Source organism: Campylobacter aviculae (genome assembly GCF_005406215.1).
Classification (GTDB): domain Bacteria; phylum Campylobacterota; class Campylobacteria; order Campylobacterales; family Campylobacteraceae; genus Campylobacter_D; species Campylobacter_D aviculae.
Genome location: NZ_NXMA01000009.1, coordinates 14090 through 36073, shown reverse-complemented (window position 1 = coordinate 36073; position 21984 = coordinate 14090). Strand labels below are relative to the sequence as shown.

General features: G+C 30.0%; 25 protein-coding genes, 4 tRNA genes, 1 pseudogene and 1 riboswitch. Of the genes and pseudogenes, 15 read left to right on the top strand and 15 right to left on the bottom strand.

Annotation, left to right across the window (positions count from 1 at the left end):
- Window positions 1-47: 47 nt before the first annotated feature.
- The 8 genes from tuf to CQA76_RS05805 all read right to left on the bottom strand — a co-directional run bounded on the left by tuf (window position 48) and on the right by CQA76_RS05805 (window position 4029).
- Complete coding sequence (tuf, locus tag CQA76_RS05840; protein WP_137622495.1) at window positions 48-1247, bottom strand: elongation factor Tu; 1200 nt, start codon at window positions 1245-1247, stop codon at window positions 48-50.
- Between the two features lie 70 nt (window positions 1248-1317).
- Window positions 1318-1392: transfer RNA gene (locus CQA76_RS05835), tRNA-Thr, on the bottom strand.
- Window positions 1393-1486: 94 nt separating this feature from the next.
- Window positions 1487-1563 (bottom strand) — tRNA-Gly (locus CQA76_RS05830).
- A 5-nt stretch (window positions 1564-1568) separates the two neighbouring features.
- Window positions 1569-1654, bottom strand: a tRNA-Tyr gene (locus CQA76_RS05825).
- Between the two features lie 57 nt (window positions 1655-1711).
- Window positions 1712-1787 (bottom strand) — tRNA-Thr (locus CQA76_RS05820).
- 152 nt (window positions 1788-1939) lie between these two features.
- Window positions 1940-2677 carry an amino acid ABC transporter ATP-binding protein gene (locus CQA76_RS05815; protein ID WP_137622494.1) on the bottom strand — a complete coding sequence of 246 codons (738 nt, stop codon included), beginning with the start codon at window positions 2675-2677 and terminating at the stop codon, window positions 1940-1942.
- A 1-nt stretch (window position 2678) separates the two neighbouring features.
- Complete coding sequence (locus CQA76_RS05810) at window positions 2679-3335, bottom strand: amino acid ABC transporter permease (RefSeq protein WP_137622493.1); 657 nt, start codon at window positions 3333-3335, stop codon at window positions 2679-2681.
- On the bottom strand, window positions 3328-4029 hold the full coding sequence (locus tag CQA76_RS05805) for an amino acid ABC transporter permease (protein ID WP_137622492.1): 702 nt from the start codon (window positions 4027-4029) through the stop codon (window positions 3328-3330). The genes CQA76_RS05810 and CQA76_RS05805 overlap by 8 nt, the downstream gene beginning before the upstream one ends.
- A 424-nt stretch (window positions 4030-4453) precedes the next feature.
- On the opposite strand from CQA76_RS05805, the gene CQA76_RS05800 reads away from it, so the two are divergent.
- The 4 genes from CQA76_RS05800 (at window position 4454) to ctb (ending at window position 6517) form a co-directional block, all read left to right on the top strand.
- Complete coding sequence (locus CQA76_RS05800; RefSeq protein WP_137622491.1) at window positions 4454-4660, top strand: hypothetical protein; 207 nt, start codon at window positions 4454-4456, stop codon at window positions 4658-4660.
- 415 nt (window positions 4661-5075) lie between these two features.
- Window positions 5076-5498, top strand: a complete 423-nt coding sequence (locus CQA76_RS05790; RefSeq protein ID WP_137622490.1) for a hypothetical protein — start codon at window positions 5076-5078, stop codon at window positions 5496-5498.
- Between the two features lie 35 nt (window positions 5499-5533).
- Window positions 5534-5950, top strand: a complete 417-nt coding sequence (locus tag CQA76_RS05785) for a hypothetical protein (RefSeq protein ID WP_137622489.1) — start codon at window positions 5534-5536, stop codon at window positions 5948-5950.
- Window positions 5951-6130: 180 nt separating this feature from the next.
- Entirely contained in the window at window positions 6131-6517 is a 387-nt protein-coding gene (gene ctb, locus CQA76_RS05780) for a truncated hemoglobin Ctb (RefSeq protein WP_137622488.1), read from the top strand.
- A 32-nt stretch (window positions 6518-6549) separates the two neighbouring features.
- Here the strand turns inward: ctb and recG are convergent, their stop codons facing one another.
- The 3 genes from recG to CQA76_RS05765 are packed head-to-tail and all read right to left on the bottom strand — an operon-like array spanning window position 6550 to window position 10626.
- Entirely contained in the window at window positions 6550-8370 is a 1821-nt protein-coding gene (recG, locus tag CQA76_RS05775; protein ID WP_137622487.1) for an ATP-dependent DNA helicase RecG, read from the bottom strand.
- On the bottom strand, window positions 8360-9580 hold the full coding sequence (locus tag CQA76_RS05770) for a M16 family metallopeptidase (protein WP_137622486.1): 1221 nt from the start codon (window positions 9578-9580) through the stop codon (window positions 8360-8362). The genes recG and CQA76_RS05770 overlap by 11 nt, the downstream gene beginning before the upstream one ends.
- Window positions 9580-10626: a dehypoxanthine futalosine cyclase gene (locus CQA76_RS05765; RefSeq protein ID WP_137622485.1), complete on the bottom strand. Its 1047-nt coding sequence runs from the start codon at window positions 10624-10626 to the stop codon at window positions 9580-9582. The genes CQA76_RS05770 and CQA76_RS05765 overlap by 1 nt, the downstream gene beginning before the upstream one ends.
- 77 nt (window positions 10627-10703) lie before the next feature.
- Between CQA76_RS05765 and CQA76_RS05760 the strand changes: the two genes are divergently transcribed.
- On the top strand, window positions 10704-11891 hold the full coding sequence (locus tag CQA76_RS05760) for an MFS transporter (RefSeq protein ID WP_137622484.1): 1188 nt from the start codon (window positions 10704-10706) through the stop codon (window positions 11889-11891).
- A 20-nt stretch (window positions 11892-11911) separates the two neighbouring features.
- On the opposite strand, the gene nusA is transcribed toward CQA76_RS05760, so the two are convergent.
- Window positions 11912-13000, bottom strand: a complete 1089-nt coding sequence (gene nusA / locus CQA76_RS05755) for a transcription termination factor NusA (RefSeq protein ID WP_137622483.1) — start codon at window positions 12998-13000, stop codon at window positions 11912-11914.
- Between the two features lie 122 nt (window positions 13001-13122).
- On the opposite strand from nusA, the gene CQA76_RS05750 reads away from it, so the two are divergent.
- The 6 genes from CQA76_RS05750 to CQA76_RS05725 are packed head-to-tail and all read left to right on the top strand — an operon-like array spanning window position 13123 to window position 17251.
- Window positions 13123-13365, top strand: coding sequence for an HP0268 family nuclease (locus CQA76_RS05750; protein WP_137622482.1), 243 nt, complete (start codon window positions 13123-13125; stop codon window positions 13363-13365).
- Complete coding sequence (gene miaB / locus CQA76_RS05745) at window positions 13362-14663, top strand: tRNA (N6-isopentenyl adenosine(37)-C2)-methylthiotransferase MiaB (RefSeq protein ID WP_137622481.1); 1302 nt, start codon at window positions 13362-13364, stop codon at window positions 14661-14663. Before CQA76_RS05750 ends, miaB begins: the two co-directional genes overlap by 4 nt.
- A complete protein-coding gene (locus CQA76_RS05740; RefSeq protein WP_137622480.1) occupies window positions 14647-15276 on the top strand; it encodes a lysophospholipid acyltransferase family protein in 630 nt (209 codons plus the stop codon). The genes miaB and CQA76_RS05740 overlap by 17 nt, the downstream gene beginning before the upstream one ends.
- Before the next feature lies 1 nt (window position 15277).
- A complete protein-coding gene (locus CQA76_RS05735; RefSeq protein WP_137622479.1) occupies window positions 15278-16219 on the top strand; it encodes a clan AA aspartic protease in 942 nt (313 codons plus the stop codon).
- Entirely contained in the window at window positions 16216-16743 is a 528-nt protein-coding gene (locus CQA76_RS05730) for a hypothetical protein (protein WP_137622478.1), read from the top strand. Before CQA76_RS05735 ends, CQA76_RS05730 begins: the two co-directional genes overlap by 4 nt.
- Complete coding sequence (locus CQA76_RS05725; protein WP_137622477.1) at window positions 16733-17251, top strand: hypothetical protein; 519 nt, start codon at window positions 16733-16735, stop codon at window positions 17249-17251. The genes CQA76_RS05730 and CQA76_RS05725 overlap by 11 nt, the downstream gene beginning before the upstream one ends.
- Here CQA76_RS05725 and thiC read toward each other — a convergent pair.
- The 3 genes from thiC to rpe all read right to left on the bottom strand — a co-directional run bounded on the left by thiC (window position 17243) and on the right by rpe (window position 20114).
- Entirely contained in the window at window positions 17243-18535 is a 1293-nt protein-coding gene (gene thiC, locus CQA76_RS05720) for a phosphomethylpyrimidine synthase ThiC (protein ID WP_137622476.1), read from the bottom strand. The genes CQA76_RS05725 and thiC overlap by 9 nt on opposite strands.
- Before the next feature lie 55 nt (window positions 18536-18590).
- Window positions 18591-18695, bottom strand: a riboswitch (TPP riboswitch).
- Between the two features lie 4 nt (window positions 18696-18699).
- Complete coding sequence (locus CQA76_RS05715; RefSeq protein WP_137622475.1) at window positions 18700-19470, bottom strand: 3'-5' exonuclease; 771 nt, start codon at window positions 19468-19470, stop codon at window positions 18700-18702.
- Window positions 19467-20114: a ribulose-phosphate 3-epimerase gene (rpe, locus tag CQA76_RS05710; protein WP_137622474.1), complete on the bottom strand. Its 648-nt coding sequence runs from the start codon at window positions 20112-20114 to the stop codon at window positions 19467-19469. Before rpe ends, CQA76_RS05715 begins: the two co-directional genes overlap by 4 nt.
- Before the next feature lie 138 nt (window positions 20115-20252).
- On the opposite strand from rpe, the gene rpmB reads away from it, so the two are divergent.
- The 4 genes and pseudogenes from rpmB (at window position 20253) to CQA76_RS09415 (ending at window position 21959) form a co-directional block, all read left to right on the top strand.
- Complete coding sequence (gene rpmB / locus CQA76_RS05705) at window positions 20253-20447, top strand: 50S ribosomal protein L28 (RefSeq protein ID WP_137622473.1); 195 nt, start codon at window positions 20253-20255, stop codon at window positions 20445-20447.
- A gap of 174 nt (window positions 20448-20621) precedes the next feature.
- Window positions 20622-20840, top strand: a complete 219-nt coding sequence (locus tag CQA76_RS05700) for a YdcH family protein (RefSeq protein WP_137622472.1) — start codon at window positions 20622-20624, stop codon at window positions 20838-20840.
- 420 nt (window positions 20841-21260) lie between these two features.
- Window positions 21261-21530: pseudogene (locus CQA76_RS09420) on the top strand (methyl-accepting chemotaxis protein); the annotation flags it as partial.
- Window positions 21510-21959 carry a CZB domain-containing protein gene (locus CQA76_RS09415; RefSeq protein ID WP_408608976.1) on the top strand — a complete coding sequence of 150 codons (450 nt, stop codon included), beginning with the start codon at window positions 21510-21512 and terminating at the stop codon, window positions 21957-21959. The pseudogene CQA76_RS09420 and the gene CQA76_RS09415, both read left to right, overlap by 21 nt.
- The last annotated feature ends 25 nt before the right edge of the window (window positions 21960-21984 follow it).

Genomic DNA, 21984 nt, shown 5'->3' with positions numbered 1-21984 from the left:
TTTTCCTTTAAATTAAAAGTCAAGTATCAAACTTGACTTTTTTGATTTTACTTAATAATTTTAGAAACAACTCCAGAACCAACAGTTTTACCACCCTCACGAATAGCAAAACGAGTTCCTTCTTCAAGCGCTACCGGTGCAATCAAACTTACTGTAATTCTCACATTTTCACCTGGCATAACCATTTCAACACCATCAGCTAATTTAATTGATCCTGTAACATCGGTTGTTCTAACATAAAACTGTGGTCTATAATTATTAAAGAATGGAGTATGTCTACCACCTTCATCTTTATTTAAAATATAAACTTCAGCTTCAAAATCAGTATGAGGAGTAATTGATTTTGGTTTAGCAAGAACCATACCACGAATAACTTCTTCTTTTTTGGTACCACGTAAGAGAACACCTACATTATCTCCTGCTTCACCCTGATCCATTTCTTTTCTAAACATTTCAACACCAGTTACAGTAGTTGTTTGTGTATCTTTAATACCAACGATTTCAATTGTATCACCTACTTTAACTACACCTTTCTCGATTCTTCCTGTAACAACTGTACCACGTCCAGAAATTGAGAAAACGTCTTCAATTGGCATTAAGAAATCTTTTTCTGTATCACGAGTTGGAGTTGGAATGTAACTATCAACTGCAGCCATAAGATCTAAAACTTTTTTAGACCATTCACCATCTTGTCCAGCTTTAGCTTCTTCAAGAGCTTTTAATGCAGAACCAGAAATAATTGGAGTATCATCTCCTGGGAAATCATAAGAGCTTAATAATTCTCTAATTTCCATTTCAACTAACTCTAAAAGTTCAGCATCATCAACCATATCTGCTTTATTCATAAAAACAACAATATATGGAACACCAACTTGACGAGATAAAAGAATATGTTCTCTAGTTTGAGGCATTGGACCATCTGCTGCAGAAACAACAAGAATTGCACCGTCCATTTGTGCAGCACCTGTAATCATATTTTTAACATAGTCGGCGTGACCTGGACAATCAACGTGTGCATAGTGGCGATTTTCTGTTTCATATTCAATATGAGAAGTAGCAATAGTTATACCACGTTCTTTTTCTTCAGGAGCATTATCGATATTGTCATAATCTTTAAGCTCTGCCAAACCTCTTCTTGAAAGAACAGCAGAAATAGCAGCTGTCAAAGTAGTTTTACCATGATCAACGTGACCAATAGTACCGATATTTACGTGTGGCTTATTACGTGAAAATTTTTCTTTAGCCATTTTTTTCCTCCAATATAAAATATTAATGTAAGCAAACCAAGTCTATATTTATAATCTTTTCAATAAATTATGGAGCTCATAGCGGGAATTGAACCCGCGACCTCTCCCTTACCAAGGGAGTGCTCTACCTCTGAGCCATACGAGCGCTCAGAAAAACTACCCAAATACAGACAACTGAAAACAATTTTTAGGGAATATACTGTAAGTTATTTCAGAAAATACAGCTCCCAGTTTAATTTTGGAGCGGGAAACGGGACTCGAACCCGCGACCCTCAGCTTGGAAGGCTGATGCTCTAGCCAACTGAGCTACTCCCGCAAGCATGGTGGTGAGTCGTGGATTCGAACCACGGAAGGCGAAAGCCAGCAGATTTACAGTCTGCCCTCGTTGGCCACTTGAGTAACTCACCTAATCATAAAATATTACTAAAATCAATTTATAATATTCTGGTCAAACACTGTTAAAATGGAGCTGGTTAAGGGACTTGAACCCCCGACCTGCTGCTTACAAGGCAGCTGCTCTACCAACTGAGCTAAACCAGCATAATTCTTATATTTTATAGAAAATTTTAAAAATAAGGATTATATCTTAAAAAAAATATTTTGTCAAGAATAAAACCGCTTTTTATCATAAAATCATAAATTAGATTTTTTTTAAAAATCTAATTTATGTTATATATAAATTCAAGATCTTACTATTTATGATAATCAAATAAATTTAAAAATTTTTTTGCTCTTTCACTTTTAGGATTTTCAAAAAAATCATGTGGATTATTTTCTTCAACTACTTCGCCATTATCCATAAAAACTATTTTATCAGCAACAGCTTTAGCAAAACCCATTTCATGTGTAACGATTAGCATAGTCATTCCATCTTTTGCCAAATTTAAAATAACGTCTAAAACTTCGCGAACGATTTCAGGATCAAGTGCCGCTGTTACTTCATCAAAAAGCATAAGCTCTGGATTCATACAAAGACTTCTTACAATGGCGATTCTTTGCTTTTGCCCCCCACTTAATTCCCTAGGAAAAGCATCTATTTTATGGAGCAATCCTACCTTTTCAAGCCATATTTTAGCCTCTTCTAAAACTTCTTCTTTGGATCTTTTTTGCACCTTTAAAGGGCCTAAAAGTATATTATCTTTAACACTTAAATGTTCAAATAATTCATAAGATTGAAACACCATGCCTACTTTTTGACGCACCCTTGTCCAATCTTTAAAATTTTTATCGATTTTATCCTGACCAATTTGTATCGTTCCGTCTGCAATTTCTTCTAATCCATTAATACATCTTAAAAAAGTTGATTTTCCACAGCCACTCGGACCTAAGATTACCACAACCTCCTTTTGTTTTACCTCTAAATTGATATTTTTTAACACATGATGAGTTCCATAATATTTTTGTAATTTTTCAACCTTCAAAATGCTCATTTTAGCTCCATTTTTTTTCTAATTTTTTAGAATATAAAGTAATAGGATAGCAAATCATAAAAAAGATAAAAAAGATAAGACCATAGATAATAAAAGGCGCTAAATCATTTTTATTATTAAACTCAATAATTTGCTGACCCACTTTTACAAGCTCCACACTACCAATCAAATACGCAAAAGTTGTACTTTTAATCATTCGAGTAAGCAAATTCATACTCACAGGAGTAAGACGACGAAAGGCTTGTGGAATAATGATATAAAAATACGCTTGAATTTTATTTAAACCTAAACTTTTAGCACTCTCGTATTGATGTTTTGGAATACTTTCTAAAGAAGATCGAACCAAATCCATCATCTCAAAACTTCCCCAAATACTAAATACAATAATAGCTGAAGCTGTGCTGCTTAAATTAACCCCAAGCCACCTTGAAAAACCAAAATACACTATAAAAAGCCAAACTAAAAGTGGCATAACTCTTACAAATTCTAACATAAAACGACATAAAATATAAATATAACGATTTTTAAAACTCATCAAAATACCCAAAAAAAGCCCAAAAAAAGAGGTAATTGCGATACTGACTATGGAAATTTCAAGCGTCACAAATAAACCTTGCCAAAGACGACTTAATGTGTCCAAATTTAGCAAACTAAGCATTTGAAAGCCTTTTTTCTATAAAAAACAAAATCAATGAAATAGGCAAAATAATACACAAATATCCTATAAATAAAAGAAATAAAAGCTCATCTGTTTTGTAAGTTAGAGAATTTAGATCTTTCATTGCCGTAACCAAATCCGGTAAAGCTATAATGCTTACTACTGAAGTTTCTTTAATAAGAAAAATAATATTTGCACTAATACTTGATATCGAAACGGCTAACACTTGAGGTAAAATAACATAGCGAAAATTTCCCAATTTTGTAAAACCTAAAGAAAGCCCCGCTTCAAATTGCTGTTTTCTAATAGCCTCAAATCCCGATCTAAAACTCTCAGCCATATAAGATCCACCCAAAAAACTAAGACCAACGATCGCACAAGCAAAAGCTGGACGCAAAGTTTCATCAACGCTTAAACAAATCAAATTTAAAGGAGGAATCTTTTCTAGATGGATACCAAATTTAGGCAAAGCATAATAAAGAAAAAAAAGCTGTATCAATAAAGGAGTATTTCGGGATAATTCTATATAAATTTTGCAAATTTGCTCTATAAATTTAACCCTAAAATAACTCATTAAAATACAAAACAATCCTATAATTATAGAAAAAACTATACCAAAAAAACTTAATTTCAAAGTAAGCCAACCAGCTATTGCAAATACACTTAAATGATTAATTATAAAATTTAAATCCATTTTTATCCTAAAAATTTATTATAAAAATCTCATTAACTTTGAAAATCATAACTTTACCTTTTTTATCTTAATAAACTCTGAATTATTAAAAATTAATTCTACTTTAATCCAAAATCTAAAATGATAAAAATCCAAAAATAGTCAAATTTTTAAGAACAAGTATTTTGTTTCTAGCTTTAATTGTTAAATAAGTTTATTCATTTTATAAGTTTTATAATCTTGTTTATAAAAATAAAGAATTATGATTTAAGTTTGGTAATCATTGCCTATTCAAATAGTAAGCTTTTAAAAGAATTGCTATATCTCAAAACCTATTATCATTGGTTGCATTTTAGTTTATCAGCATACAAGGGCTTATAACACAATGTAATAAACATTGATACTAACAATTTTATTATAAACTTGCAGTAAGGAGTCGATACAGATGATACTTGTAACACCTTGTGGTGTTATAGACACTACAAATTTTGGCAAAAGTGAAGTTAATAGGCAGACTATAAATCTATCTTTAAAAGCCCAAGATGATAAAGATAAAAAAGTTGAAGCAAATAAAGATATAAATCAAATCCTAAATGCCAAAATTAAAAATGATCTTTATAAGAGTGATAATCTAATAGATATATCTGCTTAAAAATCAAGAAGTTTTTAAAAATATTTTTAATTTTATAAAAGAATTTCATAAATCCTGCTCAAAAATTTGATCCGCTAAAAAATTTCATATTTTGGAACAAAAATTGCTTGTTAATTTTTAGAGTTTTAAACTCTAAAAATTTCAATCAAAGGAGTAAAGATGGTTAAAAAATTAATCTTCTTAGGTATTTTAAGTTGCTCTTTAGTTTTTGCTATAGATGCTAAAACTCAGGAGTAACAGGCTATGGCGGTGGTAGTTATGATAGGGCTAAGTTTGCAGGAAATGATGTAGTGCAACTAAGTTCAGAAGGTGTAGATTTGACAGGCGATAACATTATAGATGATTGGCTTGATATTTGGGATATTTCTAAACCTAGTAATTCAATAAATACAAGTATTCAGATTGGGTAAATTATATGAAAATTACAAACAATACTTACTCTTATCCATATAAAATTAATTTTGCGGATAAGAAAAATATAAGTGATTATGAGGATTTCAGAAATCAAATTGATGCAGATATGGAAGCTAAGAATTATACCAAGGAGCAAAAATTAGCAGTTAATACTTTTTTAACAGCTTCTATGGTGGTAGCTAATGCTAGGGAGTGTAATGCAAATGTAAGTTATTGGGACACAAGAAAAAGACAAGAAAATTTTGAAAATGCCTCAAATTCTTTAAAAGCACAAATGCTAGAAGAGCAAATTTCCATTATTAAAGAGCCTTATGCTATCCAAAAAGGATACTATATGGGACAAGCTGAAAGCGAGGCACATTTTCAAGCTAGGAAAAACCTAGCAATTGATTATTTAAGTGAGCTATTGCAATCTTACAAATAAGCATTGCTCGATTCAAATTCAATAAGGAGATTACAATGCAAGTAAATTCTACAACACAGAATACTTTTTATTCGCAGATTAATTCTGCAAATAAAAAATCAGAGAAAGAAATTTCAAGCTATAAAGATGTGGAAGATAAAGCTTTTCAAGATTGCTTAGATGGTAAAATCAGTGAAGAAGAGCTATTTAAAATTAAATGTGCTTCCTTAACAGCATCCTTAGTTGAAGCCTATAATGAAGGTATTAGAACCAATCTTTTGGGTGCGACTAAAAAAATACAACAAGAAAGGTTTAAATCCGACACCAAAGAAGAAATTGAAATCGAAATCAACAAAGACATTCTAGCTTTAAAAAACAATCTTAAAGGGGATCCAAATCTCACAAAAGAACAAAATCAAGCCTTAAACAATAAAGCTCAAGAATTTTTAGCTGAAGTCTTACAAAATCTATAAAGCATTAGCAAGGATAATCCTTGCTAATGCTATAATTCTAAGCTAATTTTACGGATACAATTTCAATTTTAACAATCTTATCTTCAATAATTATCATTTTGTTTTAAACAGAAAATCTTAATTTGTGTTTTATTATTCTTTTTTTACTAATATTCTCAATATTTATTTAGGAGAATTTGTATGCAATTTGATACGATTAATCAAGAAAATATAGCGATTTTAATGGAAATATTTTACGAAAAAATAAGAAAAGATGAAAATTTAGGACCTATTTTTAATGAAGCTATTGGAACAAGCAATGAACAATGGAAAGAGCACAAAGCAAAAATAGGAAATTTTTGGGCAGGTATGCTTTTGGGCGAAGGTGATTATAACGGGCAACCTTTAAAAAAACACCTCGATCTACCTCCTTTTCCTCAAGAATTTTTTGAAATTTGGCTTAAGCTTTTTGAAGAAAGTTTGGATAAAATTTACAATGAAGAAATGAAAAATGTGATTTTGCAACGTGCAAAAATGATAGCTTCGCATTTTCAAAATATGCTTTATCAACATAAAACACCTCATTAATTTATACTATTATCAAATTAAATTGCATAATATTAAATTTTTAACTTTTTTAAATCCTCTTTTGCTTGTTTTAAAATTTCTTCATCTTTAGAAAAATCAAAAAATTTAAATTCATTTCCATGCTGAAAAAAACCATCAAGCAAATCCCCGCTCAAGCGATTTTTAAGATCAAGTTCGGCGATCTTAAAGCCATCTAAGGTGTTTGCAAATTCTTTTAAACGTGCAGGAATTTCTTTAAGCTTTGTATAAAGATAGCAAGTGCTTTTAAGCCCTACCCTTCCAACACGTCCTCGAAGTTGATGTAAGGTAGCAAGCCCTAAACGTTCCGCTCCAACTATCACAATAGTGCTTAACCTTGGCAAAGAAATTCCAACCTCAACCACTGTAGTACTTAATAAGATATTGCCTTCATCCCGAAAACGTTCTAAAATTTCATCTTTTTGTTTATCTTTTCCGTGGGTTATAAAAACTTTTTCATAATGGCTTTGCCAATACTCGCTAGCTTGTTCTAAAGAAAGATAAGGGATTTTGTCGCTTGGATTGACTAAAGGATAGATGATTATGATTTGATGATTTTGCGCGATTTCTTCTTTTATTTTTTCATTTAATTTTAAAAAATCTTCATTTTGTATGCAAAAAGTACTAATGTCTTTTTTAAAAGGCATTTGTTTGATAAAACTGAATTCTAAAAATTCAGATTGTATCATGCTTAAAGTTCTAGGAATAGGCGTTGCTGAAAATTGTATAAAGTGTGGGGCAAAATCTTTTTTATTTAAGGTATATATTTTTTGTCTTTGGGCTGAACCGAAACGATGCTGTTCATCAATCATCACCAATACAGCTTTATGATTTTCCAAATGGATTAAGGCATGTGTTCCTATGATTAAGTTTGCTTTTTCTATTTTTTGAGCTAAATCTTTTTCTTTTTTACCTCCCTTAATAAACAAAATATTGACAAAATCGGGCAAAAGTTTTTTAGCTTCTTCGTAAAGCTGGTTAGCAAGTATGCTAGTGGGTGCCATTAAAATGGCTTGTTTTGGATAAACCATCAAAGCCGATCCTAATAAAACTAAAGTTTTTCCACATCCAACATCACCCATAATAACCCGTCTTTTAGCTTCACTTGAATTGAGATCTTGCTTTATATCCTTTAAAGCCTTAATTTGATCTTGGGTGGGTGCAAAAGGGAGGTTATTAAGCCAAGCATTGATATCAAAAACATCAATTTTATAAGATTTGTAATTAGTTTTTTTTGCCCCTAATCGTCTTAGAAAATTAAAAATTTCGATATATTTTAAATCATTTAGAAAAAATTCCAAATTTTGAAACATTTTAAAACTTTTTTCATCATAAGCGTGTAAATTTAAAAGAAAATTGATGTATTTATCGTCTATTGCACTTTCTTTTAAATTTCCAAAAGTAAGATATTTTGCCATGAATTCTTGAATTTTTAAATCCCTTATGCCTGCAATTTGGTATTTTGGAATAAAGCCTTCAAAAGAATTTAAAATTTTAGGATTATTGAATTGCCAAAAATTATTAAAAAGAGTAAGTTTGGCACTAAAAATAACTTCTTTTCCTGTTTTTAAAATTTTATGATGCCAAGACCTTGGATGAAAGAAAACGAAAGAAATATTTTTATTCCATTCTTCACAAAATCCCGTACCAAAAAGTTGATTTTTGTTATAATTTACATTTTTTATTATAATTTTTTGCGTACAAATTTCATCTTTCTTTGGAATAGGAGTTGAATTTAAATTCTCAATCTTTTTAGGTAAAATGAGTGCCAAATCAATAGCACTTTTAATTTTTAACTTTTTAAAAAGATCAAAATCGCTTTCTTTAATTTTCATTTTGGATACTAGCAAAACTCATATTTAATATCTCTTTATGCTGTTTAATATAAGCATTGATTTCCTCAAGTTTAACTTTTTGTACCAAATTTAATTCTTTTTTATAATACCCCTGCTCTAACCCTTGATAATACTCATTAAAGGCTATAGCTAAACGTTTAGAAAGACTTTCGTAACGTAAAGGAGAAGATCCTATAATAAAATTTTTAGCTTGAAGAAGTTCATTTTCGTTAATACCATATTGTACAAAATCATTAAAGAGTTCTTTGATAATTTTTTTTGCTTGCGTAGCACTTTCATTCTTAGTTTGCAAATATCCAAAAATTCTAGAAAAAGATAATTTTACATCTAGCATAGCATAGGCTGAGTAAGCTAATCCTCTTTTGACGCGGATTTCTTCCATAATTCTTGAACCAAATCCACCTTGACCTAAAACAAATAAAGCAATCTTAGCCAAATAAATATCTTTATCACAAATATTTAAGCGTAATGGAGTGGCAAAATAAATATAAGCTTGTTCACTTTCTTTTCGGATTAAAATTTTATCTTTATTTTCTTTACAAAGCTCATATTTTTTATTTTTATTAGCCTTTCCCTTGTTAAGTTTTTCAAATAAGCCACTTAAAAATTCTTTCACTTCCTTTTCTTCTATATCTCCGCCTATAACACATACTAAATTATTTAAATGAATATTTTTTTTATGGTAGTGATGTAGTGATTCTAAAGTGATATTTTCGATACTTTTTTCATCTCCATCATTAGGACTTTGAAATTCTGGATACTCAAAAATTTCAGCATTAAGTAAATTTTTTGCCAAATAATCAAAATCACTATTTTTACTAGCTAATTCTCCTAAAACATTTATTTTTAATTTTCTTAAAATCTTTTCTTCTATTCTTGGTTTTAATAATAAATTTTCAAGTTGTTTTATAGCAAATTTAAAATGTTCTTTCAGGCAAGAAAGATTGATTTCTAAACTCTCAAAACCACTACTTGCTTCTAAACTAATGGCTCTAAATTCTAATTCTTTAAAAAATTGATCATCAACGCCTTCGTTTAAAATACGAGAAAACATTTTTGCAAGTCCGGCAATTTCATCATAACTTCGCCCACAATTCTGAAAAACAAGCTTTAAAACAACGATAGGCAAATCTTGATTTTTTTCAAATATAAAAGGAATTTTTACTCCTTTACTTTCTAAATATTGCATTAAAATTTCTCCAAAATTTCATAAGCTGTGTTACGTTTTGCAGGATTTTCACCTAAACTTCGTATGAGCCTTATCATTTCATCTTGATTCATTCTATAGCTTGCACCCGCAGCACTTACTACATTTTCTTCCATCATAGTTGAACCTAAATCATTGGCACCAAATTTTAAAGCAAGCTGTCCTATTAAAGAACCTTGAGTTACCCAAGAACTCTGTAAATTTTTAAAATTATCTAAATAAAGCCTTGAAAGTGCTAAGAGTCTAAGATATTTATTAGAACTTTGTTTCATTATTTCAGGATGTTTTTGAATCAAAAGAGTATTTTCGCTTTGAAAACTCCACAAAATAAAAGCCCTAAATCCGCCCGTTTCATCTTGTAGTGCTCTTAAATGTTCTAAATGATCTATAATTTCCTCATCATTTTCAACCGTTCCAAACATCATGGTAGCGGTGCTTTTCATACCGATTTTATGAGCTTGACGATGCACTTCTAACCAAGTTTGAGTATCACATTTATTTGGCGCTATGATATCACGCACCCTATCGCTTAAAACCTCAGCCCCTGCACCAGGTATAGAAAATAAACCTTTTTGCTGCAATCTTTGCAACACTTCTGCTATGGAAATTTTAGATGCTTTGGCAATATAAGCAATTTCAACCGCGGAAAAACCATGGATAGTAATATTTGGATAATGCTCTTTAATCCAAGAAACAAGTTCTTCATACCATTCAATTTTAAGTTTTGGATGCACTCCACCTTGAAAAAGAATTTGAGTTCCACCTATAGCCTCTAATTCTTCTATTTTTTTACCAATTTCTTCAAAACTTAAAATATAAGCATCATCTTCCTTGTGATGACGATAAAACGCACAAAAAGAACAATCAATGCAACACACATTGGTATAATTTATATTTCTATCCACCACAAAGGTTGTAATTTTTTCGGGATGAAGTTCTATTTTTTTCTCATAAGCCATTTCTCCAAGTTCAACTAAACTTGCATTCTTTAATAAATCTAAAGCTTCTATTTTACTTAATCTTTTCAAGGTTTATCCTTAGCAGTATTAAAATTTTGAAAACAATTATAGCATTTAAAAACATAAATTATGCTATAGTTTCATTTATGAATTATTTTGATTTATTAAAACATAACAAAAACATTAGAATTTTAGCTTCAGTTCAATTTATAGTTTATTTTGGTGCTTGGTTTTCTCAAACAGGTGTTTTTACTTTATTGGTCAATCTCAATGCACCTACTTGGGCAATCTCAACTAGTGCTATGCTTGCTTTTTTGCCTGGAGTGCTACTTGCTCCTATCAATGGAGTGATTGTTGAAAAGAATAAACCTAAAAAACTTTTATTAAGTATGATCAGTATAGAACTTGTCTCTATTTTTTGTCTTATATTTGTAACAAGCCTTAGCATGCTTTGGCTTTTATTCATTTTAATTTTCGTTAGACTATGCGTGGCCTCCATTTACTTTCAAGCTGAAATGAGTTTGCTTGCTAAAATTTTAACTTCACAAGAATTAAAACTTGCCAATGAAATGCATAGTGTTATTTGGGCAGTTTCTTATACAGCTGGTATGGCTAGTGCGGGAATCTTTATCAATTTTTTTGGTATCAAAACTGCCTTTTTGTTTGATTGTTGTCTTATTATTATCGGTTTTTTATTTCTAACTCGATTAAACATTCCTGAATTCAAACAAAAAATCCAAAATAATTTTTTATCAATGATTCAAGAAGGATTTTTCTATATTTTTAAAAATAAAATCATACTTCATCTCATCCTATTTCACGCCTTTATAGGACTTACGGCTTATGAAACTCTAGTAACTTTACTAGCAAAACATAAATACAAAGAAGTATTATCAGCTGCTTTGGTCATTGGATTTTTAAATGCAGTGCGTGCCTGTTCTTTAGCTTTAGGGCCTATTATTTTAAGCAAATTTGTCAATAACAAAACCCTATTTTTCTTATATTTAGGACAAGGGTTTGGAATCATACTTTGGGCTTTAACTCAATTTAGTTTTTATATCTCTTTTATAGGACTTATTACAGCAGGTTTTTTCACTTCATCGCTTTGGGCTTATACTTACACGATGATACAAAAAAATTGCGATAAAGCTTACTATGGAAGAGTAATTGCTTATACAGATATGGTTTATCTTAGTTTTAGCGCTATCATTTCTCAACTCATGGGATTTTTATTTTATCTGGGTTTCAATTTAGAAACCATCACGACTTTGCTGGGAACTATCTTTATTTTTGCTGCGTTTTACTGGAAATGGTTTAATCAAAAATATCTCTAATTTTAAAGATATAGCTTTTATCAAATTTTAAACAAATCTTGTAAATTTTTTAAAGCTTCTTCATTACTTAAAGAGTGATTTGCATTCCCATTTTCTAACTCATAAAGTTCAATATCATAACCACTTAACATACTTGCAAGACGAATATTGATTCCACTTTTTCCTATAGCTTTACTTTTTTGTTCGCTATTTAAACTCACAATAGCTTTTTTATCTTCAATTTTTACAGAATTCACTATAGCTGGTGCTAAAATTCGCGCAATTAAAATTTCTGGTTCATTACTAAATTCAATACAATCTATATTTTCATTATGCAATTCTTTACTCACCGCGTTGATTCTAACTCCTTTAACTCCAACAGTAGCTCCTACTGGATCTACATTAACTCCATTGGATTTAAGAATAATTTTTGCCCTTTCACCAGGAATTCTGGCACAACCCATTATGCTAACATAGCCATCTTTAATTTCAGGAACTTCAGCTTCAAGCAAACACTCTAAAAATTTAGGGCTTGTTCGACTAAGTTCCATTTTAATTCCTTTATCTGTATAAACACGTCTTATTACGGCCTTTACAACTTCCCCGATTTTAAATTTTTCACCCTTAATGCGATTTTTTCTTGGAAGAAAAGCTCTTAATTCATCAATTTCTATAAAAGTATTTTCATCATTATCTATACGTACAACATTTCCAAAAACTATCTTGCCGACTTTATTTTTGTATTTTTCAAAAATAGTCTGCTCAAGTAATTTTTGAATATGGTATTCCAACTCTTTGTGTAAAATATTTACAGCAGTTCTTCCTAGATTTTCCAAAGAACACTCATAAGTAAGCTCATCTCCTATTTCAACATCAGGGGCTTCAATTTTTGCCTTACTTAATGCGATAAAACTTTCTTTATTTTCTTTCAATCTCTCGTCATCATCAGCTACAACTAAAATTTTCTGATAGAGATCTAGCTTTTTTTTATCAACAAAAAAATCATATTCTTGTCCATAAATTCTCTTGGCTGTATTAACTAAAGCTAAAATAACTTTTTCTTTAACGCTTTCAAGTTCTAAATTTTTTTCATTCGCAATGCTTTCAATAATATCTGCGATTTTTTCCATAATAATCAATACCTTAATTTGGGATTTATAATATAAAGTAGATTAAAAGTATACTTTAAATAAGTTTAATTAAAAGTAAAATTTGATAAAATTGTAAATTTAAAGACGCTTAAGGATATATCATGGATTTAAAATTAGTAAGAAATTTGATTAATGGAAAACCTAAAAATATCAGTCTCAGTACAATCGAAGAGATTGTAGCTAAAGAGGGACAAAAATTTTTTTATTTTGATAAAGATAATTCTCACAAAAATCTTATCGCTTTAGTTGAACATTTTGAAAAAAAGGGCTTAAGTGTTTATTATAGAACAATTAAATATAGCTTAGATGAAAATGATTTTATGTATGAGGTGCATATTCTTTGAGTGCTAAAAAACTTTTCATTCAGACTTTAGGCTGTGCAATGAATGTCAGGGATTCTGAGCATATGGTTGCAGAGCTTACTCAAAAAGAAAATTATTCCTTAACAGAAAATATTAAGGAGGCGGACTTAATACTTATCAATACCTGCTCCGTACGTGAAAAACCTGTGCATAAACTTTTTTCCGAAGTAGGAAGTTTTGAAAAAGTAAAAAAGAAAGATGCTAAAATAGGAGTATGTGGTTGCACTGCCTCGCATTTGGGTAATGAAATTTTTCGTCGTGCCCCTTATGTTGATTTTGTTTTAGGTGCTAGAAATATTTCAAAAATTGCAGAAGCTGTCAATACTCCGAAATTCATTAGCGTCGATATAGATTACGATGAAAGCGAATTCGCCTTTGCTGATTTTAGAAACAGTATTTATAAATCTTATATTAATATCTCTATAGGATGTGATAAACATTGTACCTATTGTATAGTACCTCATACCAGAGGTGATGAAATCTCCATACCTTTTGATATTATTTATAATGAAGCAAAAAAAGCGGTGCAAAAAGGTGCAAAAGAAATTTTTCTACTCGGACAAAATGTCAATAATTACGGTAAAAGATTCAGAAATAACCATAAAAAAATGGATTTTTCAGATCTACTTGAAGAACTTAGCACTATAGAAGGTTTAGAGCGTATTCGTTTTACTAGTCCTCATCCTTTACACATGGATGATAAATTTTTAGAAGTTTTTTCTCAAAATCCTAAAATTTGCAAATCAATGCACATGCCTTTACAAAGCGGATCTAATGAAATTTTAAAAGCAATGAAACGTGGCTACACAAAAGAATGGTATTTAAATAGAGCTTTAAAGCTTAGAGAATTATGTCCAAATGTAAGCATTTCTACGGATATCATTGTAGCATTTCCTGGAGAAAGTGAAAAAGATTTTGAAGATACAATGGATGTTTTAGAGAAAGTTCGTTTCGAACAAATGTTTTCTTTTAAATACTCAAAACGTCCTTTAACCAAAGCAGCCACTATGCCAAATCAAATTGATCCTGAAGTAGCATCTCAAAGACTTTCTATTTTGCAAAATCGCCATAATGAAATTTTGGATGAAATTGTTGAAAAACAAAATGATAAAGAATTTAAAGTTTTATTTGAAGAGCTAAGGCCTAATAATTCAATAGCAGGAAGAACAGACAATAATTTTTTAGTCCAAGTGGAACATAGCGAAGAACTTTTAGGACAAATTAAAAATGTAAAAATCAAAAATGCAAAGCGTATGGTTTTATATGGGGAACTCATTTAAAATCACTTTTATAGCTTATTTAGTTTTCATTTTACAATGGATCATTTTTTTAACTTGTAAGAAAATATATAAAGGTAATAAAGTTGATAAAAAACCTTGCGTGATACTTTTTTGGCATGGTCGCTTAGCCTTAATGCCTTTTGCCTTTAGATATTTTAGACAAAAAGATAAAAAAGCGTATGTGATGATTTCCCATCACAGAGATGGAGAGCAAATTGCTAAAATTATTAAATTGTTTGGACTAGATACAGTTAGAGGGAGCACATCAAAAGGTGCTAGTGGTGCCTTAAGATCGGCTTTTAAAGTTTTAGATAAAAATGACGATATAGTGATTACTCCAGATGGACCACGTGGACCTTATCATAGTATTTCAGATGGAGCAGTGTTGCTTGCACAGAAAAAAAATGTTAAAATAAGACTTTTAAATTATGAAGCAAAACGTTTTTGGAAATTTAAAAGCTGGGATAAGATGATTTTACCTAAGCCTTTCACAAGCTTGGTTTATAGTCTTAGCGATCCTTTGGATATTTCAAATTTAAACAAAGAGCAAGCTAAACAATTTTTATTAAATTGTTTTAATAATATTGAAAAAATGGATAATTTTAAGGAATAAAATGTTATTTTTGCTTAAAAAGATATTACCTCAACTTTTTATCAGTATTATCCTAGAAGATAAAAAAAGTATTCTTAAAGCTTCTATATATAGAAACCAAAAACTACTAAGTAGCACTGAAAAAACCTTTAATAAAAGCGAAAAAGCACTAGAGCACGTTAAGAATCTAAGTAAAAAATTTTTATTTTTTCATACAGCTCTATTTTTAAATGCAAAAGAACAAGGTCTTATTCCAAGCACTAATGAAAAAGATTTTGAACGATTTAATGTTGGCAAGATTAGTCTCAAATCCATTCCTTTAAACAATGCTTCAATATTTACTGCAACAGAACATGTAGAATATTTTAATGAACTTTTTGAAGACTATAATGGATTAGATTTTTTATATTCCCCTTTTGCTCTGCTTTATTACAATATTTTAAAACAGAATATAAATAATAACCAAATAACACTCTATGCCTATAACCATAATCACATAATAACAATTATGGTTTGTAAAAATAATACAATTCTATATGGGGATTTGATTTTTTTTAATCAAGAATTAGAAAATTCAGAAGAATATTCAAATGAATCAAGCGAAAATCTACTAGGAGATGAATTAACACTTGATGATTTTAATGAAAATTTGGAAAATTCTTCAGATAAAGAAGATAATGTGGAATTATCAGATGAAACCGACAATGAATTTAATCTTGAAGAATTGAATCAATTCAGTCACGATATGGATCTTTGCCGCCATATTATTGCAAGTATTGAGAAATTCTATAAAGATGAAAAATATTCCGGAACTTTTATCGAATATATATATATATTTAGCGAAAAAGAATTGGGTATTAGTGCGATTGAATTCTTAGAAGATGAGACATTTTTAGAAATTACAGCCAAACAAGTTAATACGCTTGAGCTTATGATAGAGCTCATGCAAAAGGAACTCCAATGACTTATAGCTTTATAAAACCTAGAAAAAAACCTATTTTTACATTATTTAGTAAAATTTGGTTTGGGCTTTTTAGTTTTGGAATTATCTTTATATTTGCTACATATTTTCTATATCTTACAAAAATTGCGTTGGTAAATCACTCCATAGATAAACAAAAACAAGAAGTTGTAAAAATGCAAAATCAAACTAAACAAAATGAAATATCATATGAGATACTTTCCGAAAAAAGTCGAATGGCTTATGATATAAATGAACAAAATCAAATCATAAAAAATAGCCTAAAAAATCTCTTCGATATAGTTGTAAAAACTGGAAGCATTACCCTTGAAAGCGTGGAACAAGAAAAAAATTCTTTAAAACTTACTGGAGTTACACCTACAAGAGAAATGTTTGCTTTACTTTTAGAAACACCTTTGAAAAGTATTTTTGATCAAAGCAACACAACATATTATCGTTTAAATAATGGTTGGTATCGTTTTGTAAGTATTAGTAAGAAAAATTCAGGAGTTTTAAATGAAAGATAAAAGTCTTGAAGAATTAGATATTTTAAAAATTATTATTTTTGCCTTAAGTTTTATCACCGTATGTACGGCTTTGATTTTATTTTTATTACTACCTATATTGAAAGATTATAAAAATATTAATCTAAAAGAAAATTCCCAAATTGCAATCTTCAATTCGGTTAAAACAGATTTAGAATCAAGTGAGGATAAAATTTCTAAATTGAAAAGACAAAACAATAAAATTCTTAAACAATTTGACCAAGACTTAAATCCAAAGCAATTAAAAGTTTTTTTATTAAAATATTTTCAAAATATTAAAATTCAAGAAATCAATACCAATAAAAAAGACAAATATTTAACTCATAAATTAAACATACAAGGAATTATGAATAACCCTAGACGCTTTTATGACTGTATAGATGCTTTACAAGATTATGACAATTTAATTAAAATTAGTTATCCTATTACATTAAAAGCAATACCAAAAGGCATTGCTATAAATTTTTCTGTGGAAATTTATTCAGACTAAACTTACATCTTCGCCTTTTAGGACTTGATTTATTGTATTCATCGCACACATTTTTCCACACATAGAGCAAGAATTCAAATCATCCGGACGACGTTCATTGAACATCTTTTTAGCCTTTTCTCCATCAATGGCAAGTTTAAACATTTTTTCCCAATCTATATCTTGCCTTGCTTTACTCATATCATCATCTCTCATTCTTTCTTTTGGCAACTTAGCAATATCGCCAGCATGTGCTGCAATTTTTGTTGCCACTATTCCATCTCTAACATCATCCAAATTTGGAAGTCTTAAATGTTCAGCTGGTGTTACATAGCAAAGTATATCAGCACCACTTGCAGCTGCTACAGCACCGCCAATTGCCCCGCTGATGTGATCATATCCTGCACCAATATCAGTCACCAAAGGCCCTAAAACATAAAAAGGTGCTCCTTTGCAAAGACGTTTTTCAAGTTGCATATTGGCTTCGATTTCATTTATTGCCATGTGCCCAGGACCTTCTATCATCACTTGAACTCCAGCCTCCCAAGCCCTTTGCGTCAGTAAAGATAATTCTATAAGTTCTGTAATTTGTGATGCATCGGTTGAATCATGCGTAGAACCTGGACGCAAGGCATCACCTAAAGACAAGGTTACATCATATTTTAAACAAATTTCTAACAAATCGTCATAATATTCAAAAAAAGGATTTTCAGCTTGCTTCATCATCATCCAAGCATAAAGCACAGATCCTCCCCTTGAAACTATATTTGTAAGCCTTTTTCCTTCTTTAAAAACTTTAACAGCACGTGAATTTATTCCAGCATGTATAGTCATAAAATCTACACCGATTTTTGCATGATGATAAACCACGTCTAAAAAATCTTTAGCTTCAATTTGCTTTAAATCTTTTTCTAAAAATCCTACTGCATCATAAACAGGAACTGTACCTATCATTGCCTTTGAAAAAGTGATGAGTTCGTCTCTAAAATGACTCGTTTTTCCATAGTTACTTAAATCCATAATAGCCTCAATTCCGAATTTATGTGCAAGTTCTACTTTTTTCATCTCCTCGCTATAATCAATGCAATCATTTGAAACACCTAAATTAACATTTACCTTGGTGCGAAGTCCAAATCCTATACCATTGGGATCAAGGCTTTTATGATTAATATTAGCAGGTATGATGATTTTGCCACAAGCAATATTTTCAAGCAAAAAATCTTGACTTACTTGCTCTTTTTGGGCGACAATTTGCATTTCTTTAGTGAAAATACCTTCTTTAGCATAAAGCATTTGAGTTTTCATATTTTATCCTTAATAAAAATTTTTGGATAAATGAGGGTGAATGTAAATTTTAAAGCGTTTGATAATAAAATCTTCCCGACGCTGGCATTATCCAGATCCGGTTCGGTCTAAGCTTTTAGCTTACTCTCAGCCTGTTTCACAAGCTCCCGTCATTTATTGTATTATTATATCGCAATTTTACGTTGGGTGCGAGAAGTTTTAACAAATTTTATTAACTCTTCTGTAGTTTGAACGTGATAAGGAAGTTTTGATAGACAATATTTAAAAATTTCAGCCGCAGCTAAAGCATCGCTTAAAGCCCTATGGTGGATACTTTCTATCCCTAATAATTCCTTCAAGACATCAAGTTTGTATTTGGGACTTTGTATGCAACATTGTGCAAATTCTATAGTGCAAATATAACGATTAAGTAAAATTCCTAAGCCACATTCATGTAAAGCTTTGGAAATAAAACCATAATCAAAGCGAACATTATGTGCCACAAAAATACTATCCCTTAAAAAAAGTTTAAAATCTCTTAAAACTTGTTTTAAATTCGGAGCATTTTCAACCATATCAAAACTAATCCCTGTTAATTCTGTAATATTTTCTGGTATTTGATCAACTTTTATTAAGGTGTTAAAACGATCTAATTCTTTGGAATTTTTAATTTTTACAGCCCCAATTTCTAAAATTTGTCCATGCTTAATACCACCTGTACTTTCTATATCCACTATGCAAAAAGTCTCTTCTTTGATTTTTGTGGTACGTGTTTTTAAACTTAAACAATTATCCTGATTTAAATAAAAAGCTAAACCCAAAAGTTCAAAAGTTTCTAAATCAAGATCAAAATCCTTAAGCTCATCCACCTTGTGAAATTCTTGAATCACCCATTCATAAGGCTTACTTTGTTTATTAAGTATAGAAATGATTTGCTCAACTTGTTGTAAACTCAAAATTCAAGCTTTAAAGAAGAAATAGAAGTTTTATAATCATTTGAAGAAAAAATATAATTTCCAGCTACCAAAATATCTGCTCCTGCATTTTCTAAATCGCTAGCATTTAAACCATTAACCCCTCCATCAACTTCTATAAATACTTTAGCATCTTTTTTATCAATCAATTCTCTTAATTCTCTTATTTTATCATAAGTGAGGTCTAAAAAACTTTGACCCCCAAAACCAGGATTTACACTCATTAAAAGCACCATATCTACGAATTCTATTAAATAATTGATAAAACTAACTGGAGTATGAGGGTTTAAAACTATAGCTGGATGAATTCCATGAGATCTTATATATTCGCATATTCTTATAGGATGATTTTCAGCCTCTATGTGAAAGGAAATGAATTTTGGCTTCAATGGAACGAATAAATCTACAAATTTGGTCACATCTTTTACCATCAAATGTATATCTAAAGGAAGTTTGGTTATGCTAGAAATTTTTTCTATCACACAAGGTCCAAAAGTGAAATTAGGTACAAAATATCCATCCATTACATCAATATGTAAAAGATCGGCTCCTGCATCTTCAACAGCTTGAATTTCCTCTTTCAGTTTTAAAAAATTTGCAGATAATAAACTTGGGGCTACATACATCATCATACCTTAAATCATATATTGAATGAAACGAATAATATTTTATCTACTTATATATTAAAAAAACTATAAATTATGGAATATTTTAAGCTTAAATTTGATAAAATCTTGATTTGAAATTTTTATAAGGATAAGAAGATGGCAAGAGTATGTCAAATTACAGGTAAGGGTCCAATGGTAGGTAACAATGTTAGCCATGCTAACAATAAAACAAAAAGACGCTTTTTACCTAATCTCAGAACAGTTCGAATAACTTTAGAAGATGGCACTACAAGAAAAATGAGAATTGCTGCTTCTACTTTAAGAACTCTTAAAAAACAAAATTCTAAATAACTTCTTGTGAGGATTTATCCTCATATAACACCTCTTACTTAATTATGTAAATGCATTTTTAAAATATTTGTTTTTTAATGTTTTTATAAGTAAAAATATTAAATTACTTAGATATAATACTAGATGAATGAATTTTTAATTTCACTAAAACATCAAAAGTAAGGAGAATTTGATATGTTGCATGAGTATCGTGAACTTATTTCAGAGCTAAAGGGCAAGGATGCGCATTTTGATAAATTGTTTGAGCGTCATAATGAGCTTGATGATCGAATTAAAAATGCGGAGCAAGGAAATATCCCGTCGCTTAGTGATATTGAAATTTCAAGTCTTAAAAAAGAAAAACTTTATATTAAAGACAAAATAAAAGAATATTTAGAAAATTATAAAAAATAGGTGGGAATTATGTTTAACAAAAAAAGTAATCACACAGAATCGCATAAGCTTGAAGAAGAAAATAAAAGTCTTTTACATCAGATTCAAAATATAAAAGCTGAAAATTTAGAATTAAAAAATAAAATTTCAAGTCTAGAACAAGAAGCTTTGGAATCAAAGTTAAAAACTGATCTTTTAAACGTATTGCTTAATGGAATTTTACAAAATATTACTATAGTTCAAGGTGATATGCTTGAAAATGTTGATAAAGCTGAAATTATTTCCAATTATTCCAAAACCTCACTCGTGGAAATGGATGAACTTAATCATATCGCAGACTCGATTAACTCTTCTTTGAGTAATATTACTGAGTCAGCCAATAAAACACGTGATGTAGCAGGAACCCTGCATCGTAGTGTTGATGAAATTACTAATGTAATTAATTTAATTAAGGATGTATCCGATCAGACCAATCTTTTAGCACTCAATGCTGCTATAGAAGCAGCACGTGCAGGAGAGCATGGACGAGGTTTTGCTGTTGTAGCAGATGAAGTTAGAAAACTTGCCGAAAAAACACAAAAAGCAACTACAGAAGTAGAGATGAATATTAATCTTTTGAAACAAAATGCAAATGAAATGTACACTCAAAGTGAGCAAGTGGAAAAAATTTCTATAGATTCTAGTGCTCACATTGTTAATTTTTCGGAAAAATTTTCTCATTTAGTAAATGAAGCACATTCTACTAATTCAAATGCTGTAAATATTGCTTCTGAAGCATTTATATCTTTAGCTAAATTAGATCATATTGCTTTTAAACTTAACGGCTATAGAGAAATATTTACAAAAACAGGAAAAAGACTTGCAGATCATACAAGTTGCCGTCTTGGTAAATGGCTCGCGAGCACAGGAAAAGATAGATTTGGAACTAGCAAAAGCTTCTTGAAAATTGGAGAACCTCATGAGAAAGTGCATGAAAATATGAATACTGCTATCGATATAGCAGCTACAGAAGATGTAAGCTTAAGTGCTGTTCAACACAGAATTATTGAAAGATGTCAAATTGCAGAACATGCTTCTTTAAATCTGTTTGATGTGTTTAAAGAAATGCTTCACGAAACACATTCAAATGATAAAAATTAAATAAGAGTTATTTTTACCTTTAAAA

Coding starts and splice junctions, on each gene's coding strand:
- CQA76_RS05735 (WP_137622479.1), top strand. CDS start 15,278: ATGTTATTTTTGCTTAAAAAGATATTACCTCAACTTTTTATCAGTATT.
- CQA76_RS05800 (WP_137622491.1), top strand. CDS start 4,454: ATGATACTTGTAACACCTTGTGGTGTTATAGACACTACAAATTTTGGC.
- CQA76_RS05760 (WP_137622484.1), top strand. CDS start 10,704: ATGAATTATTTTGATTTATTAAAACATAACAAAAACATTAGAATTTTA.
- CQA76_RS05700 (WP_137622472.1), top strand. CDS start 20,622: ATGTTGCATGAGTATCGTGAACTTATTTCAGAGCTAAAGGGCAAGGAT.
- CQA76_RS05785 (WP_137622489.1), top strand. CDS start 5,534: ATGCAAGTAAATTCTACAACACAGAATACTTTTTATTCGCAGATTAAT.
- ctb (WP_137622488.1), top strand. CDS start 6,131: ATGCAATTTGATACGATTAATCAAGAAAATATAGCGATTTTAATGGAA.
- rpe (WP_137622474.1), bottom strand. CDS start 20,114: ATGTATGTAGCCCCAAGTTTATTATCTGCAAATTTTTTAAAACTGAAA.
- recG (WP_137622487.1), bottom strand. CDS start 8,370: ATGAAAATTAAAGAAAGCGATTTTGATCTTTTTAAAAAGTTAAAAATT.
- CQA76_RS05790 (WP_137622490.1), top strand. CDS start 5,076: ATGAAAATTACAAACAATACTTACTCTTATCCATATAAAATTAATTTT.
- CQA76_RS05770 (WP_137622486.1), bottom strand. CDS start 9,580: ATGCAATATTTAGAAAGTAAAGGAGTAAAAATTCCTTTTATATTTGAA.
- CQA76_RS05725 (WP_137622477.1), top strand. CDS start 16,733: ATGAAAGATAAAAGTCTTGAAGAATTAGATATTTTAAAAATTATTATT.
- rpmB (WP_137622473.1), top strand. CDS start 20,253: ATGGCAAGAGTATGTCAAATTACAGGTAAGGGTCCAATGGTAGGTAAC.
- CQA76_RS05750 (WP_137622482.1), top strand. CDS start 13,123: ATGGATTTAAAATTAGTAAGAAATTTGATTAATGGAAAACCTAAAAAT.
- thiC (WP_137622476.1), bottom strand. CDS start 18,535: ATGAAAACTCAAATGCTTTATGCTAAAGAAGGTATTTTCACTAAAGAA.
- CQA76_RS05810 (WP_137622493.1), bottom strand. CDS start 3,335: ATGCTTAGTTTGCTAAATTTGGACACATTAAGTCGTCTTTGGCAAGGT.
- nusA (WP_137622483.1), bottom strand. CDS start 13,000: ATGGAAAAAATCGCAGATATTATTGAAAGCATTGCGAATGAAAAAAAT.
- CQA76_RS05730 (WP_137622478.1), top strand. CDS start 16,216: ATGACTTATAGCTTTATAAAACCTAGAAAAAAACCTATTTTTACATTA.
- tuf (WP_137622495.1), bottom strand. CDS start 1,247: ATGGCTAAAGAAAAATTTTCACGTAATAAGCCACACGTAAATATCGGT.
- CQA76_RS05805 (WP_137622492.1), bottom strand. CDS start 4,029: ATGGATTTAAATTTTATAATTAATCATTTAAGTGTATTTGCAATAGCT.
- CQA76_RS05740 (WP_137622480.1), top strand. CDS start 14,647: ATGGGGAACTCATTTAAAATCACTTTTATAGCTTATTTAGTTTTCATT.
- CQA76_RS05815 (WP_137622494.1), bottom strand. CDS start 2,677: ATGAGCATTTTGAAGGTTGAAAAATTACAAAAATATTATGGAACTCAT.